This is a genomic window from Dokdonella sp. (assembly GCF_036518555.1).
In the GTDB taxonomy this organism is placed as follows: Bacteria; Pseudomonadota; Gammaproteobacteria; order Xanthomonadales; family Rhodanobacteraceae; genus Dokdonella_A.
Window position 1 is genome coordinate 1 of the sequence record NZ_DATDMY010000094.1, and the last position, 15,233, is coordinate 15,233.

The window sequence follows — 15,233 nt, forward strand, 5'->3', positions numbered from 1 at the left end:
AGGCCCTGCTTGCGCAGCCACTCGGCCGCGGCGTCGATGTCGCCCTTGTTCTCGGTGAGTGCCTTCTTGCACTCCATCATGCCGGCGCCGGTGCGCTCGCGCAGGTCCTTGACCAGGGTAGCGGTGATTTCCATGGTGTCCTCGATGGCTGCTGCGGCGGCGCACGGATGGCGCCGCCCGTTGAAACTGGCGATCGCCGCGCGCAGGCGCGCGCGGACGATCAGTGGATGCCCGCCATGCGGGCCCGGTATCGGCGGAACCGGCGCGCCGCCGCTCGCCCGCGAGGGCGCGTGGCGCGACGGCGGCCCGCTGCCGGGCCGCGATCATGCGGCCCGGACATGACGCTTACTCGGCGGTCGGCGCTTCGCCCTTGCCGGCGCGGGGTGCGGGACCGCGGCGGCCGGCCGGCGGACGCTTGTCGCCGCCGGGCTTGCGCGGACCGGACGGACGGCGACGGTCGTCGCGCTCGCGCGCTTCCTTCTTCGCGACCGGATTGCCTTCGGCGTCGAGCTCGACGAAATCGTCCTTCTCGCTCGCGACGACCGCCGGGGCGGCAGCCTTGCCCTCGAGCACGGCATCCGCCGCGGCGCTCGCGTACAGCTGCACGGCGCGGATCGCGTCGTCGTTGCCCGGGATCGCGTAGTCGACGAGCGCCGGGTCGTAGTTGGTGTCGACGACGGCGATGACCGGGATGCCGAGCTTCTTCGCTTCCTTGATCGCGATGTCCTCGTGGCCGATGTCGATCACGAACAGCGCGTCCGGCAGGCGGTTCATCTCCTTGATGCCGCCGAGCGACTTCTCGAGCTTCTCGCGCTCGCGCACGAGGCCGAGCACTTCGTGCTTGACCAGGCGCTCGTAGCTGCCGTCGGCCGCCATCGTCTCGAGTTCCTTCAGGCGCGCGACCGACTGCTTGACCGTACGGAAGTTGGTCAACATGCCGCCGAGCCAGCGCTGCGAGATGTACGGCATGCCGCAGCGCGCCGCCTCTTCCTTGACGGCTTCGCGTGCGGAGCGCTTGGTGCCCACGAACAGGATCGTGCCGCGCTTCTGCGCGATCGCCGAGATGAAGTTCATCGCGTCGCTGAACAGCGGCAGCGTCTTCTCGAGGTTGATGATGTGGATCTTGCCGCGCGCGCCGAAGATGTACGGCGCCATGCGCGGGTTCCAGTAACGGGTCTGGTGACCGAAATGCACGCCGGCTTCGAGCATCTGGCGCATCGTGACTTGAGGCATGGAAGGTGTTCCTTCGAAGAAGGGAATCGGAGCAGGCCTTTCGCGGGAGTTCCGCACACGCATGTGCAGGCTCGCGCGAGGGGACTCGCGTTCCAATTCCGGGGTTGGACCTCCACGTACCCGCCGCGTGCGACTCCTTGCGGAGCACCCCGAACGCGGTGACGATACGTGTGCGGATTCGGCAGGATTGCCGTAGCGGCCTTGCGGATTGCCCGATCGGCCACATATTTCGCTTCGCCGCCAACGACTTACGAAGTCGGCGAACGAAACCATAAAATTATAGCCCGCTCCGCGCGTCTGCGCCAGTCAACCCGACCAACATCATGCCCGTTACCGTCAAGACCCCCGACCAGATCGAACAGATGCGCGTTGCAGGCCGGCTCGCCGCCGAAGTCCTGGAAATGCTCGTGCCGCACGTCAAACCCGGGGTCAGCACCGAGGAACTCGACCGCATCGCCTACGAGCACATCGTCGGGCAGCAGAGGGCCGTGCCCGCCAACGTCGGCTACAAGGGCTTCCCCAAGACCCTGTGCACCTCGGTCAACCATGTGATCTGCCACGGCATCCCGCACCCGGGCAAGATCCTCAAGGACGGCGACATCGTGAACATCGACGTCACCGTCATCAAGGATGGCTGGCACGGCGACACCAGTCGCATGTACTGCGTCGGGACGCCTTCGGTGCTCGCGAAGCGCCTCGTCGACACCACGCTCGAAGCGATGCTGCGCGGGATCGCCGAGGTGCGACCCGGCGCGACCCTCGGCGACATCGGCCATGCGATCCAGAGGCACGCCGAGGCGCAGGGCTTCTCGGTCGTGCGCGAGTACTGCGGCCACGGCATCGGGCAGGTCTACCACGAGGATCCGCAGGTGCTGCACTACGGCCAGCCCGGCGCCGGCCTCAGGCTGCAGAAGGGCATGACCTTCACGGTCGAGCCGATGATCAATGCGGGCAAGCCGCACACGCGACTGCTGCCGGACGGCTGGACCGTCGTCACGAAGGACCATTCGCTGTCCGCGCAGTGGGAGCACACCGTCGCCGTCACCGACGACGGCTTCGAGATCCTCACCGCCTGGCCGAGCGCCGCGTAGCGGCATGGACGCGCGCGAGGCGATCGACGCGCGCCTGCCCGACCTGCCACGCCTCCCCGCGGCGCTCCCGCGCAGTGGCGTTTCGCCGGAAGCGCGACTCGCACTGCGGCAGATCCTCGGCGACAACGAGCGCTCGCTCGCGCACGCGTTCCGCGCGGGCGCCGAAGGCGCCGCGCTCGTGGGGTTGAGGGCGGATGCCGTCTCCGGCGTCGTCGTGCACGTCTGGCGCTCGTGCGTCGGAGATGCCGCCGAGTGCGCATTGCTCGCGGTCGGCGGCTTCGGGCGCGGCCTGCTGTTCCCGCAATCGGACGTCGACCTGCTCGCGCTCGGCGGGACCGACGCCCTCGCGCGCCAGGCGCGCGCGCTCGAGGCCTTCTTCGCCTGCCTGTGGGACATCGGACTCAAGCCCGGCCACGCGGTGCGCACGCTCGAGGATTGTCGCGCGCTCGCGGCCGTCGACCTCGGCGTGTACACGACGCTCATGGATGCACGCCTGCTGGCGGGCGGGCGCGACCTCGCGGAGGGGCTCTCGGGGCTCGTCGCGGATCCCGCGCTGTGGCCACCGCGCGCGTTCCTCGCCGCCAAGCGCGCCGAGCAGAGTGCGCGCCACGCGCGCTACGGCGACACCGCCTACAACCTCGAACCCAATCTCAAGGACGGTCCGGGCGGACTGCGCACGCTCGACCTCATGCGTTGGCTCGGCCGGCGCGTCGCCGACGCCGGCGACTTCGGGGCGATGGTCGAACGAGGCCTGCTCGACGTCACGGAGCGTACCGCGCTCGAGCGCGCGCAAGCGATGCTCTGGCGCTACCGCTATGCGCTGCACCTGGCCGCTGGACGACCCGAGGAGCGCCTGCTGTTCGACTACCAGCGGCGACTCGCGGGCGAGTTCGGCTACGAGGACGAACACGCGACGAACCTCGCGGTCGAGCAGTTCATGCAGGCGTACTACCGCGCGGCGACGATCGCCGAGCGGCTCGGCGTGCAGTTCCTCGAGCGCTGCACCGAGCGGCTCGAGCCCGCGGCGGGTCCGCCGCGCGACATCGATCGCGACTTCAGCGCGCTCGGCACGCGCATCGAGCTGCGCGAGCAGGACCTGTTCCTGCGACGGCCGCGCGCGATGGTCGACGTGTTCGTCGTGCCGCTCGACCACCCGGAGTTGCGCGGCCTGTCGGCGGAGACGATGCGCCGCTTGCAGCAGGCGCTCGCTCACTACGGCGACGGCTTCGCCGCGGACGCGCACGTGCTCACGGCCTTTCTCGGCCTGCTCAGACGCGGCGCCCCCGCGGTCGAGGCGCTCGCGGGCATGAACCGCCACGGCGTGCTCGCGGCGATCCTGCCAGCGTTCCGCCGCGTGGTCGGGCGCATGCAGTACGACCTGTTCCACGTCTACACGGTCGACGAGCACACGTTGCGCGTGCTGCGCAACGTCGCGCGCTACGCCGACGCCGACGCGGCCGCATCGATGCCGCTCGCCGCGGAAGTGTTCGCCACGCTCGACAAGCCGGAATTGCTGCTGCTCGCCGCGCTGTTCCACGACATCGCCAAGGGACGCGGCGGCGACCATTCCGAGCTCGGCGAGCAGGAAGCGCGCGCGTTCTGCGTGCGGCTGGGCCTGCCGGGACCCGACGTCGAACTCGTCGCCTGGCTCGTGCGCTGGCACCTGCTCATGAGCGTGACCGCGCAGCGCCAGGACATCACCGACCCCGACGTCGTGCACCGGTTCGCGGTGCAGGTCGGAGACCGAGAGAGGCTCGACCACCTCTACCTGCTCACGATCGCCGACATCGCCGGCACGAACCCGAAGCTGTGGAACGAGTGGAAGGCGCGACTGCTCGCCGACCTGCACGTGGCAGCCCGCTACGCGCTCGGCGCGGATCTCGGCCGACCGCTGCATGCGGACGAGCGCGCGGCCGAGTGCCGCGCGCGCACGCGCGACCTGCTCGTCGAGGAGGGCTGCGACGCGGCGCAGGCCGGGCACTGGCTGGACGCGTTCCCGCAGTCGAGCTTCCTGCGCCATCGTCCTGCGCAACTGGCACGCCAGGCGCGCGCGATCGCGGAGGCCGGCCCGGACGGAATCGTCGTCGCGGTCAATCCGCAGTCGGCGCGGGGCGGCAGCGAACTGTTCGTGTGCGCGCCCGATCGCGACGGCCTGTTCGCCGCGATCGCGGCGACGCTCGATCGCCTCGGCCTCAGCGTCGTCGACGCGCGCCTGCTGGTCGGCGCCGGAGGACGCGTGTTCGACACCTTCGAACTGCTCGATGCGCGAAGCGAGGCCGCACTCGCGCCACAGCGCGCGCGCGATCTCGAGGCGGCCCTGCGCCGCGTGCTCGAGGCGCGCGAACTCGTCGCACGCGTCGCGCGACGCAGCCTGCCGCGACGACTGCGCCACTTCCAGCGCGCGCCGCAGATCGAGTTCCGCGACGTCGCGGGCACGACCCAGCTCGCGCTCGTCTGCAGCGACCGCCCCGGCCTGCTCGCCGAGGTCGCCCAGGCCTTGCGCGAGTCGCACGTGCGCGTCCACGACGCGCGCATTGCCACGTTCGGCGAGCGTGTGGAAGACTTCTTCGTCCTGACCAACGAATCCGACGCGGTGCTGACCGAGACGACGCGCAACCGGCTGCGCGCCCGCCTGCTGGAACGCCTCGGCGCCGAATCATCCTGAGCGGACCGCGCCGCCTGCCCGGTTTCGCGCCTGTTTCGAGGGAGAACGATGTCATCGCTGCAAGCCCAGATCGACGACGCCTGGGAGCGTCGCACCGCGTTGACCGACGCAGACGCCGCGTCGCTGCGCCCCGCGCTCGAGCGCATCCTCGACGAGCTCGAGTCCGGCCATGCCCGTGTCGCCGAACCCGACGGCCGCGGCGGCTGGCACGTGCACCCGTGGCTCAAGAAGGCCGTGCTGCTGTATTTCCGCACGCATCCCAATCGCGTCATGGACGGTGGCCCGATGGCCGCGTTCGACAAGGTGCCGTTGCGCTTCGCCGGCGCGGGCGAGGATGCATTCGTTGCCGCGGGCGCGCGCGTCGTGCCCGGCGCGCTCGTGCGCCGCGGCGCGCACGTCGCGAGGGACGCGGTGCTCATGCCGAGCTACGTCAACATCGGCGCGCACGTCGGCGCCGGCACGATGGTCGACACCTGGGCCACGGTCGGTTCGTGCGCGCAGATCGGCGCACGCGTGCACCTCTCCGGCGGCGTCGGCATCGGCGGCGTGCTCGAGCCGCTGCAGGCGAATCCGACCATCATCGAGGACGACTGCTTCATCGGCGCGCGCTCCGAGGTCGTCGAAGGCGTCGTCGTGGAGCGCGGTAGCGTGATCGGCATGGGGGTGTTCCTCGGCCAGTCGACGAAGATCTACGACCGCGCGACCGGCGAGGTCTCGTACGGGCGCGTACCCGCGGGCAGCGTCGTCGTCGCGGGCGCACTGCCCGCGGCGGACGGCAGCCACAGCCTGTACGCGGCGGTCATCGTCAAGAAGGTCGACGCGCAGACGCGCGCGAAGACTGCGATCAACGAGTTGCTGCGCGCGTAGCGCCGCATGCTGGACGACGCATTCGGCTGCGGCGTTGTTCGGGAAGGCGTCGCGGCTGAAGCCGCTCCCACGAAAGCGTTCCCGGCGCTACGCTTCAGCTCCCTCAGTCCTCAGCCCTCACCATGACCACGCGCATCTACGGCCTCGACAAGTGCGACACCTGCAGGAAGGCACGCAACTGGCTCGACCGCTTCAAGGTTCCGTACGACTTCGTCGACTATCGCGCGCAGCCGATTCCACCCGCCGTGCTGAAGGAGTGGGCGCCGGCAGTCGGTGGTTGGGAGAAGTTCGTCAACCGCGCCTCGACGACCTGGCGTGCCCTCCCCGAGGCGCGCAAGTCGCCCGGTAGCGCGGCCGAATGGACCTTGCTGATCAAGGAGTATCCAGCGCTGATCCGTCGCCCGCTCGTCGTCAAGGACGACGGCAGCGTGCACCAGGGCTTCAGCGACGCACTGTTCAAGCGCCTGTTCGTCGCGGAGGCATGACGTGCCGTCGTCGGTGTTCGAACTCGCCTGCGAGCTGATTCGGCGCGCGTCGGTCACGCCCGACGATGCCGGTTGTCAGGCGCTGATCGGCGGTCGCCTCGCGCGCGCGGGCTTCGCGATCGAACACCTGCGCTACGGCGACGTCGACAACCTGTGGGCGACGCACGGCCACGGCGCGCCCGTGTTCGTCTTCCTCGGCCACACCGACGTCGTGCCGAGCGGGCCGAGCGAGCGGTGGACGTCGCCGCCGTTCGAGCCGGTCGTTCGCGACGGATGCCTTTACGGGCGCGGTGCGGCCGACATGAAATCCGGCGTCGCCGCGATGGTCGTCGCGCTCGAGGACTTCGTGCGTGCGCATCCGGTTCATGCCGGCACCATTGCGTTGCTCCTGACCTCGGACGAGGAGGGCGCATCGATCGACGGTGTGCGTCGCGTCGCCGACGAGTTCCGCCGGCGCGGCCAGCGCATCGACGCCTGTGTCGTCGGCGAACCGTCGTCGAAGGAGCGGCTCGGCGACCTCGTGCGCATCGGCCGCCGCGGCTCGCTGACCGGGCGGCTCGCCGTGCGCGGCGTGCAGGGGCACGTCGCCTACCCGGAGAAGGCGAAGAACCCGATCCATGCGTTCGCGCCTGCGCTCGCGGCGCTCGCCGCAGAACGCTGGGACGAGGGCAACGACGCGTTCCCACCCACTTCGTTCCAACTGTCCAACATCCATGCAGGTACCGGCGCCGACAATGTGATCCCGGGCGAACTGCACGCGGTGTTCAACTTCCGCTTCGGCACGGCGAACACCGCGCAGGCACTGCGCGAGCGTACCGAAGCGATCCTGCACCGGCATGGCGTCGAACTCGGCGAAGGCGCGAGCACGCTCGACTGGTGGCTGTCGGGCGAGCCGTTCGCGACGCCGGCCGGACCGCTGCGTGCGGCCACCCTCGCCGCGATCCGAGAGCTGTGCGGCATCACGCCCGAACTGAGCACGGGCGGAGGCACGTCCGATGGCCGCTTCATTGCGCCGCTCGGCGCCGAGGTCGTCGAACTCGGCGTCTGCAATGCGAGCATCCACAAGGTCGACGAACACGTCGCGCTGGGCGACCTCGAGTGCTTGCCGGCGCTGTACGGGGCGATTGCAGCGAGGATGCTGGGCGGTCGCTAGGTTGGAGCGCTTTTGACGCCGGGCCGGGTGTGCGCTACGTTGGGCGCATTGTGCACAAGGAGAGGCTCCGATGCGTCGATCGATTCCCGTCCTGCTGCTCGTTCTCGCGTCCGCGCCGACCTGCGCCGCCGACACCGGCGCGCCGCTGCACCTCACGCGTTCGTGGCGATTGTCGCTCGACGCGGCCGGGCATGTCGCCGGCCTCGACGGCGATCGAGAACTGGACCCGGCCATCCGCGTGCCGCTCGAACAGGCGATCCGCCGGTGGGAGTTCGAGCCCGGCCGTGTCGCGGGCGAACCCGCGCCGACCGAAACGACGCTCACCCTCGACGTCACCTTTGATGCGGCCCCCGACGGCAACTACGTCGCGCATGTCGACGACGCCCGCGTCGGCGGCACGATCGATTTCAAGCCCGGCAAGATGGCGCCGCCGCGCATCCCGCGCGATGCGGTGCGCATCGGGCTCGTCGCGCGGGTCGTGGTGAAGGCCGAGTACGACGGGGACGGCCGCATCGTCTCGGTCCAGCCGCAACGCGAGGAGGGGCTCAATTCGCTGCCGTCGCTCGAGCGGGCGACGGTGAACGCAGTCAAGCGCTGGACCGTCGTGCCCGAGCGCGTCGGTGGCCATGGCGTCGCTTCGAGCGTCATGGTGCCGATCTGTTTCACGGTCACGCGCGGCCTGCGCGCGCCCGATTTCGACTGCACATGGACGCCGCCGGGCACGCGCACTCGCGTCGGTGATGGCAGCGCGTACGCGCTCCAACCTTCGGCGAAGCTGCTCAGCGACGTGATCGGGCACGCACTGTGATCCCTGCTGGAGTGGGCATATGAAGGCGATCGTCGCGTGGTGCATCCTGCTGGTGGCCCCGACGAGCATGGCTTCGCTCGCGGCCGAGCGGACGTCGGCGATCGTCAGCGTCTCATGGGATCTGTCGCTGGGCAGCGACGGTCGCGTCGCGGCGCTTTCCACCCGGGACACGACCGTGCCGAAGCTGCACGCGTACCTGGAGAAGGCGATACGCAGCTGGCGTTTTACGCCGGGCAAGGTCGATGGCAAACCGGCCCCCACGCGAACGCACCTGCATACGCGCATCGAAGTGCGGCTTGCCGGGGATTCGTTCGAGATCCGCCTGCTCGATGCGTCGACTGGAGCCACCTACGCGACCAAGCCCACGGCCAAGTATCCGGACTGGATGGGGCGTCATCGCAAGCAGGGTCTGGTCCTGGTCATCGCGCGTTACGACGAGCGGGGGGCCGTTATCGACGTTGCGCCGTACGACTTGAAGAACCGCGTGGACAAAGGCTTGGTTGAAGCCGCGCTGTCGGCGGCGAAGTACTGGACGTTCTTACCGGAAGTCGTCGATGGCCACCCGCTCGCAGGCGAAGCCGCGATACCGGTGTGCTTCCGGCTCAATGGCCTGAACCCGCCGGACTGCGAATGGAAGAATCCGCGCACCGGCGCCAACGGCAGCAGCGACGCCGTCGCCCTCGATCCGGTCGCACGGCTCGACAGCGATGTGATCGGCAGCGTGCTCTGACTCAGCCCGCGGCTGTCAGCAACTGCAGCTGGTCGGCCTGGTCCTCGCGCGTGAGCGTGTCGACGAGTTCGTCGAGGTCACCGGCGAGGATCTCCGGCAGGCGGTAGAGCGTGAGGTTCACGCGATGGTCGGTCACGCGCCCTTGCGGATAGTTGTAGGTGCGGATGCGCTGGCTGCGATCGCCCGAGCCGACCTGCAGGCGGCGTGATTCGGCCTGCTCCGCTGCCTGTTTGGACCGCGCGTCGTCGAGCAGGCGCGCCTTCAGCAGCGACAGCGCACGGGCGCGGTTCTTGTGCTGGCTGCGCTCGTCCTGGCATTCGACGACGATGCCGGTCGGCAGGTGCGTGATGCGGATCGCCGAGTCGGTCTTGTTGACGTGCTGGCCGCCCGCGCCCGAGGCACGGAACGTGTCCACCTTGAGGTCGGCATCCTTGAGTTCGATCTCGTCGACTTCGTCGAGCTCGGGCAGGATCGCGACGGTCGCGGCCGAAGTGTGGATGCGGCCTTGCGCTTCGGTTTCCGGCACACGCTGCACGCGATGGGTGCCCGATTCGTACTTCAGGCGCGAATAGGCGCCGTGGCCTTCGACGCGCGCGATGACTTCCTTGTAGCCGCCGTGCTCGCCGTCGCTCGCCGACAGCACCTCGACGATCCAGCGTCGCCGCTCGGCGTACCGCAGGTACATCCGCAGCAGGTCGCCCGCGAAGATCGCCGCCTCGTCGCCGCCAGTGCCGGCGCGGATTTCGAGGAACAGGTTGCCCTCGTCGCGCGGATCCTTCGGCACCAGCAGCCGGTTGAGTTCGCCTTCGAGCCGCTCACGCTCGCCCTGCAGGAGTTCCACTTCCTCGCCGGCAAGGGCCTCGAGGTCGGGGTCGCGCAGCATCGCGCGCGCCGATTCGAGCGCGCTGCCGGCTTCGTCGTACGCGCGCAGTGCTGCGGTCAGCGGCGTCAGCTGGGCGTGCTCGCGCGAGACATCGCGCAGCCGCTTCGCGTCGCCGAGGACTTCGGCGCTCGCGAGCAGGTGCTCCAGCTCCTCGTGGCGCTCGGCGAGTTGTTCGAGTTTGCGGCGGATGCTGGCTTGCATGGGGGCGGGAATCGGCGTGGGGAATCGGAGTCGCGTCGCGGAAAGGTAGCGGAAGCGCGCGAATGCGCCTAACGATTCCCGCCTCCCGGCTCGCCGTCAGCGGCCGTGTCGAACAGCCGCTCGGCGGCACGCAGCAGCTCTTCGTCGCCGCGCAGGGCGGCCGCGCGCAGGTTGGCGCTCGGCGCGTGCAGCAGCTTGTTGGTGAGCGTGTTGGCGAGGAAGGCCAGCGCTTCCTCGGGCGACCTGCCGCGAGCGAGCAGCGCGTGCGCCCTGGCGAGCGATTCGTCGCGGCTTGCCTCGGCGACGCGGCGCAGGTCGACCACCGGGTTGCGCAGGTCGAGCGTGCGCCACCAGCCCATGAAATGCTCGACCGACAGTTCGATCATCGCCTCGGCCTCGCGTGCGGCCTCGCGTCGCGAGCGAAGATTGTCGTCGATGATCTCGCGCAGGTCGTCGATCGTGTAGAGGTAGACGTCCTCGATCTCGGCCGTCCCCGGTTCGATGTCGCGCGGCACGGCGATGTCGACGAGGAACATCGGCTTGCGGCGCCGCGCTGCGATCGCGGTCGCGACCTGGTCGCGCAGCAGCACCGGTTCGCGGCTTGCCGTCGAGGCGATGACGACGTCGGCCTCGGCTAGATGCTTGCCGATGTCGGTCAGCGCGATCGCATAGCCCCCGAAGCGCGTCGCGAGCGACTGCGCGTTGTCGAGCGTGCGATTGGCGACGATGAGGCGACGCACCTTGGCTTCGGCGAGGTGGCGCGCGGCGAGTTCGATCGTCTCGCCCGCGCCGATCAGCATCACACACGCCTCGGCAAGGTCGGCGAAGACGCGCTCGGCCAGGCGCACCGCGGTGAACGCGACGGAGACCGGATTCGCGCCGATGCGCGTGTCGGAGCGTACGCGCTTGGCGACGGCGAACGTGTTCTGGAACAGCCGCTCGAGCGGTGCTTTGAGGGTATGCGCCTCGCGTGCGAGCGCATAGGCGTCCTTCACCTGGCCGAGGATCTGCGGTTCGCCGAGCACCATCGACTCGAGACCCGTCGCGACCCGGAACAGATGGCGCACCGCATCGGCGTCGTGGTGAAGATAGAGGAACTCCTCGACGCGCCCGCTGGTCAGTTCACGGTGGCGATGAAGCCACGCGGCCGGAACGTGCTCGGCGCCCGCTTCGACCGTGCAGTAGAGCTCGGTGCGATTGCAGGTGGACAGGATCGCCGCTTCGCGCACGCCCGGTTCCGCAGCGAGTCCGGCCAGCGCCGGGCCGGTCGCCTCCGGCGGGAAGGCGACGCGTTCGCGCAAGGCGACCGGTGCGGTCAGGTGGTTGAGTCCGAGGGCAATCAGCGCCATGGTGGAAAGATCGGAGGATTGGCGGGTTTGGCCTCGAAAGCGCCATCTGCGTCCCGAACGAGGCGCCGGGATCAGCTAAGCTAACCCGGTGCGGCCCGAGCCGCGTCGGCGCGCCGCGAAATTGTGCGGGCGCGTTGGCGCGATATCAAGCAAGACAAGGCTTTGCATGCGATCCACGATGGACATCGATCGGTTTTCCACCCTGCGGGCGGCGCTCTGCTGCATTCTCCCAGCAGCCCTCGGCGCGTGCGCGAGCCCGGCGCCGCGGCATGCTGTCGCACCGCCGGCTGCGGTCGCGCCGGTCGCGCCCGAGCAGGATCTGATGCTGAAGTTGCTCGCGGCGCAGTTCGCGCTGCAGGACAACGATTTCGCGGCGGCCGCGCGCGGCTTCGGCGACGCCGCGGCGCTGTCGAACGATCCTGCGCTCGCCGAGGAAGCGACCCGCCTCGCGTTGTCGCAGAAGGACTGGCCGCTCGCGACGCGCTCGCTCGCGCGCTGGCAGCAACTCGCCCCGAACGACGCCGGCGCCGCGCAGGCGCGCGCGTGGATCGCGCTCGGCGAGAAGCGCATCGATGTCGCGCGCAACGAACTTGCCGCATTGGCCGCGCGCGGCGGCGACGCGTCCTGGCGTCTGGTCGCGCAGCTGCTGCTGAATGCCGACGACAAGCCCGTCGCGCTCGCACTGCTCGAGGACCTCATGAAATCGTCCGCGGCGAGTGCGAGCGAGTCGAATCGGGTCGCGCTGAGCCAGCTCGCGTTCAAGCTCGGCGACAAGGCGCTCGCGCGGCGCATCGTCGATTCGGCCGTGGCCCGCTTCCACGGCATCGACGCCTATGCGTGGAGCGCGCGACTGGCGATCGATGGCGGCGACAAGACGGCGGCGCGCTCGATCTACGCCGAAGGCCTGCAGCACGAGCCGGAGAGCCTGCGCTTGCGCAGCGGCTACGCGGCACTGCTTGCCGACAACGGCGACAACGCGGCTGCCGCGCGCGCACTCGTCGCCGGGCCGCAGGACGACACGACCTACGCCGCCCGCGCCGCCTACGCCGCCCGCGCGGTCGACAAGCGCGCGTTGAACGACCTCTATCGCGAAGTGGAATCGGACAAGACCGAGCGGACTCCCAAGCGTGTGTACCTGCTCGGCCAGATCGCCGAACTCACGGGCCGGCTGGATGCCGCGCTCGGTTGGTATCGCGAAGTGCCGATCGAGGATGAGCACGGCTTCGAGGCGCAGCTGCGGGTCGCGCTCGTCCTCGACCAGCTCGACCGCCTGGCGCCGGCGCTCGACCAGCTCCATCGGCTGGCCGAGATGGCGGGCGGCGACGGCGAGCAGCAGCGCACCGTATGGCTCGCCGAGGCCGAGCTGCTCGCGCGCCGGCAGCGCCATGCCGACGCACTCGCGGTCTACGACCGTGCCCTCGCGAGCCTGCCCGACGATGCGCGCCTGCTCTATGCACGCGCGCTCCTCGCGGTCGACCAGGGCGATCTTGCCGCGGGCGAGCGCGACTTGCGGCGCGTGATCGAGTTGCGGCCGGACGACGCGGAAGCGCTGAATGCGCTCGGCTACACGCTCGCCGATCGCAGCTCCGCGAGCGACCCACGCCAGCGTGAGGCGCTCGAATTGATCGAGCGCGCGCTCAAGCTCAAGCCGGACGAGCCCGCGATCATCGACAGCATGGGCTGGGTGCGCTATCGCCTCGGCGAACTCGATGAGTCCGAGCAGGAATTGCGGCGCGCCTATGCCAGGCAACCCGACGCCGACATCGCCGCCCACCTCGGCGAAGTGCTGTGGGCGCAAGGGCAGCGCGACGAAGCCCGACGCATCTGGGACGAGGGGCGCAAACGGGATGCGAAGAACAAGGCGCTGATCGAAACGATCCGGCGCCTGACCCGATGATCCGTGCCAGAGCGGGACGCCTCGCCCTGCTTGCCGGGCTGCTCGTGCTCGGCGCGTGCGCGGGGCCGCGCGTGCGACCTCCGCCGCCGGCCGACGCCGCCGCGCTCGCGCGGCAGGCTGCACGCGAAGCCGCCCTGGCGGAGCGCATGCACTGGACCTTGCATGGCCGGCTCGGCGTCGCCGATGCGCGCGACAGCGGCAGTGGATCGCTCGAATGGAGCCAGCAGGGCAGCCGCTTCCGCTTCAGCGTGCATGCTCCCGTGACCGGAAAGACGTGGGTGCTCAGCGGCGGCGGCGGTCACGCCGTGCTCGAAGGGTTGCGCGAACATGCGGTCGAAGGTGACGACGCGGCTGCGCTGCTCGAACGCGAACTCGGCTGGAAGGTGCCGCTGGGCGAGTTGCTCTACTGGGCGCGCGGCCTGCGTGCGCCCGGCGAAGCACGCATCGAGTTCCGCGACGACGGCCTGCCCGCGCAGATCGAGCAGGACGGATGGCAGGTGCGTTACCTCGACTACGACACCGATCGCGACCCTCCGCTGCCGAACAAGGTGTATGCGAGCCGCGGCGATTACCGGGTCCGCCTGGCGATCCGGGACTGGTCGCTGCAGTGACCGCCCCCGACGCTTTCGACGCCGGCTGGAGCGAATGGCCGGCCCCGGCGAAGCTGAACCTGTTCCTCCACGTCGTCGGTCGTCGCGCCGACGGCTATCACTTGCTGCAGACCGTGTTCCAGCTGCTCGACCGCGGCGATACCGTGCGGCTGCGGTTGCGCACCGACGGCGAGATCCGCCGCGTCGACCCCATGCCGGGGGTCGCAGCGGGGCAGGATCTCGCCGTGCGCGCCGCGCACGCGCTCAAGGCCGCCAGCGGAACGAACCTGGGTGCGGACATCGCGATCGACAAGCGCATCCCGCTCGGCGGTGGCCTCGGTGGCGGGAGCTCCGATGCGGCGAGCGCGCTGGTCGGGCTCGACGCGCTGTGGGGCTGCGGTTTCGGCGAGGACCGCCTCGCCACCCTCGGCCTCGCACTCGGCGCGGACGTGCCCGTGTTCGTTCACGGACGCAGTGCCTGGGCCGAGGGTGTCGGCGAGCGACTGGCGGCGATCGCGCTGCCCCCGCGCTGGTTCGTGGTGGTCGATCCGGGCGTGAGCGTGCCGACGGCCGAGCTGTTCAGGGCGCCGGAATTGACACGCGATGCCGCGCATCTGACAATTCCGCTCTTCCTTTCGGGTGCTGCGACCGTCAACGTGTTCGAGCCGATCGTGCGCGAGCGCGAGGCCGCGGTCGCGTCGGCCCTCGACTGGCTGGCCGGACACGGTCCGGCGCGGCTCAGCGGCACCGGTGGGTGCGTGTTCGTTGCGATGGAATCGCGCGAGGCTGCGGAGACCGTCGTGCGCGAGTGCCCGCAAGGAATGCGGGCTTGGGTCGCTCGCGGCGTCGCGGAGTCGCCCCTGCGGGCTCGGCGCCGCGACTGGGACGCCGAGGCCGGCTGAGCCCGGGATCGGCAGGCAGGCGCCACGGATGGGGCAAACTCGCGGCGCAGGACGCGCCGTCGGTGGACGGACGCGCGGTGCAGCTGCTGCGACCGTTTTCATGCAGGCCGGGCAGGATCCCGGACGACAAGGATTTTGCGGTGCGGGATGCACCGCCCGCGCGTCGCGGAAGCGACGCGGCGTGGAAAACGTGGCGCAGCTGCGCTGCGACCGTTTTCATGCAGGCCGGGCAGGATGCCGGACGACAGGGATTTTGCGGTGCAGGATGCACCGCCCGCGCGTCGCGGAAGCGACGCGGCGTGGAAAACGTGGCGCAGCTGCGCTGCGACCGTTTTCATGCAGGCCGGGCAGGATGCCGGACGACAGGGACTTTGCGGTG

The 15,233-nt window shown here is 70.1% G+C and carries 13 protein-coding genes and 1 pseudogene; 10 read left to right on the plus strand and 4 right to left on the minus strand.

What is annotated here, in order from left to right:
* Both VI238_RS06040 and rpsB read right to left on the minus strand, forming a co-directional pair.
* Positions 1-134, minus strand: a pseudogene (locus VI238_RS06040) (elongation factor Ts); the annotation flags it as partial.
* 211 nt (positions 135-345) lie between these two features.
* The gene (gene rpsB / locus VI238_RS06045) at positions 346-1,233 is read right to left on the minus strand and encodes a 30S ribosomal protein S2 (protein ID WP_331649496.1); all 888 of its coding nucleotides are present in this window, start codon (positions 1,231-1,233) and stop codon (positions 346-348) included.
* A gap of 323 nt (positions 1,234-1,556) precedes the next feature.
* Between rpsB and map the strand changes: the two genes are divergently transcribed.
* The 7 genes from map to VI238_RS06080 all read left to right on the plus strand — a co-directional run bounded on the left by map (position 1,557) and on the right by VI238_RS06080 (position 9,032).
* Positions 1,557-2,324: a type I methionyl aminopeptidase gene (gene map / locus VI238_RS06050; RefSeq protein WP_331649498.1), complete on the plus strand. Its 768-nt coding sequence runs from the start codon at positions 1,557-1,559 to the stop codon at positions 2,322-2,324.
* Positions 2,325-2,328: 4 nt separating this feature from the next.
* Positions 2,329-4,989: a [protein-PII] uridylyltransferase gene (glnD, locus tag VI238_RS06055; protein ID WP_331649500.1), complete on the plus strand. Its 2,661-nt coding sequence runs from the start codon at positions 2,329-2,331 to the stop codon at positions 4,987-4,989.
* A 48-nt stretch (positions 4,990-5,037) separates the two neighbouring features.
* Positions 5,038-5,856 (plus strand): 2,3,4,5-tetrahydropyridine-2,6-dicarboxylate N-succinyltransferase, encoded by an 819-nt coding sequence (gene dapD, locus VI238_RS06060; protein ID WP_414650030.1) that lies wholly within the window; start codon positions 5,038-5,040, stop codon positions 5,854-5,856.
* 122 nt (positions 5,857-5,978) lie between these two features.
* Complete coding sequence (locus tag VI238_RS06065; protein ID WP_331649502.1) at positions 5,979-6,341, plus strand: Spx/MgsR family RNA polymerase-binding regulatory protein; 363 nt, start codon at positions 5,979-5,981, stop codon at positions 6,339-6,341.
* A gap of 1 nt (position 6,342) precedes the next feature.
* Positions 6,343-7,494, plus strand: a complete 1,152-nt coding sequence (dapE, locus tag VI238_RS06070; protein WP_331649504.1) for a succinyl-diaminopimelate desuccinylase — start codon at positions 6,343-6,345, stop codon at positions 7,492-7,494.
* A gap of 70 nt (positions 7,495-7,564) precedes the next feature.
* Positions 7,565-8,302, plus strand: coding sequence for an energy transducer TonB (locus tag VI238_RS06075; protein ID WP_331649506.1), 738 nt, complete (start codon positions 7,565-7,567; stop codon positions 8,300-8,302).
* 19 nt (positions 8,303-8,321) lie between these two features.
* Positions 8,322-9,032: a hypothetical protein gene (locus VI238_RS06080; protein ID WP_331649508.1), complete on the plus strand. Its 711-nt coding sequence runs from the start codon at positions 8,322-8,324 to the stop codon at positions 9,030-9,032.
* Between the two features lies 1 nt (position 9,033).
* Here the strand turns inward: VI238_RS06080 and prfA are convergent, their stop codons facing one another.
* Positions 9,034-10,116 (minus strand): peptide chain release factor 1, encoded by a 1,083-nt coding sequence (prfA, locus tag VI238_RS06085; RefSeq protein WP_331649510.1) that lies wholly within the window; start codon positions 10,114-10,116, stop codon positions 9,034-9,036.
* 68 nt (positions 10,117-10,184) lie between these two features.
* Complete coding sequence (gene hemA / locus VI238_RS06090) at positions 10,185-11,465, minus strand: glutamyl-tRNA reductase (RefSeq protein WP_331649512.1); 1,281 nt, start codon at positions 11,463-11,465, stop codon at positions 10,185-10,187.
* A gap of 322 nt (positions 11,466-11,787) precedes the next feature.
* On the opposite strand from hemA, the gene VI238_RS06095 reads away from it, so the two are divergent.
* The 3 genes from VI238_RS06095 to ispE are packed head-to-tail and all read left to right on the plus strand — an operon-like array spanning position 11,788 to position 14,854.
* Positions 11,788-13,362: a tetratricopeptide repeat protein gene (locus tag VI238_RS06095; protein ID WP_331649514.1), complete on the plus strand. Its 1,575-nt coding sequence runs from the start codon at positions 11,788-11,790 to the stop codon at positions 13,360-13,362.
* Positions 13,359-13,973 carry a lipoprotein insertase outer membrane protein LolB gene (lolB, locus tag VI238_RS06100; protein WP_331649516.1) on the plus strand — a complete coding sequence of 205 codons (615 nt, stop codon included), beginning with the start codon at positions 13,359-13,361 and terminating at the stop codon, positions 13,971-13,973. Before VI238_RS06095 ends, lolB begins: the two co-directional genes overlap by 4 nt.
* Positions 13,970-14,854 carry a 4-(cytidine 5'-diphospho)-2-C-methyl-D-erythritol kinase gene (gene ispE / locus VI238_RS06105; RefSeq protein ID WP_331649518.1) on the plus strand — a complete coding sequence of 295 codons (885 nt, stop codon included), beginning with the start codon at positions 13,970-13,972 and terminating at the stop codon, positions 14,852-14,854. Before lolB ends, ispE begins: the two co-directional genes overlap by 4 nt.
* The last annotated feature ends 379 nt before the right edge of the window (positions 14,855-15,233 follow it).

Bases quoted from the DNA above. Each gene is read 5' to 3' on its own strand.
- rpsB (WP_331649496.1), bottom strand. From the start codon at position 1,233: ATGCCTCAAGTCACGATGCGCCAGATGCTCGAAGCCGGCGTGCATTTC.
- map (WP_331649498.1), top strand. From the start codon at position 1,557: ATGCCCGTTACCGTCAAGACCCCCGACCAGATCGAACAGATGCGCGTT.
- glnD (WP_331649500.1), top strand. From the start codon at position 2,329: ATGGACGCGCGCGAGGCGATCGACGCGCGCCTGCCCGACCTGCCACGC.
- dapD (WP_414650030.1), top strand. From the start codon at position 5,038: ATGTCATCGCTGCAAGCCCAGATCGACGACGCCTGGGAGCGTCGCACC.
- VI238_RS06065 (WP_331649502.1), top strand. From the start codon at position 5,979: ATGACCACGCGCATCTACGGCCTCGACAAGTGCGACACCTGCAGGAAG.
- VI238_RS06075 (WP_331649506.1), top strand. From the start codon at position 7,565: ATGCGTCGATCGATTCCCGTCCTGCTGCTCGTTCTCGCGTCCGCGCCG.
- VI238_RS06080 (WP_331649508.1), top strand. From the start codon at position 8,322: ATGAAGGCGATCGTCGCGTGGTGCATCCTGCTGGTGGCCCCGACGAGC.
- prfA (WP_331649510.1), bottom strand. From the start codon at position 10,116: ATGCAAGCCAGCATCCGCCGCAAACTCGAACAACTCGCCGAGCGCCAC.
- hemA (WP_331649512.1), bottom strand. From the start codon at position 11,465: ATGGCGCTGATTGCCCTCGGACTCAACCACCTGACCGCACCGGTCGCC.
- VI238_RS06095 (WP_331649514.1), top strand. From the start codon at position 11,788: ATGCTGAAGTTGCTCGCGGCGCAGTTCGCGCTGCAGGACAACGATTTC.
- lolB (WP_331649516.1), top strand. From the start codon at position 13,359: ATGATCCGTGCCAGAGCGGGACGCCTCGCCCTGCTTGCCGGGCTGCTC.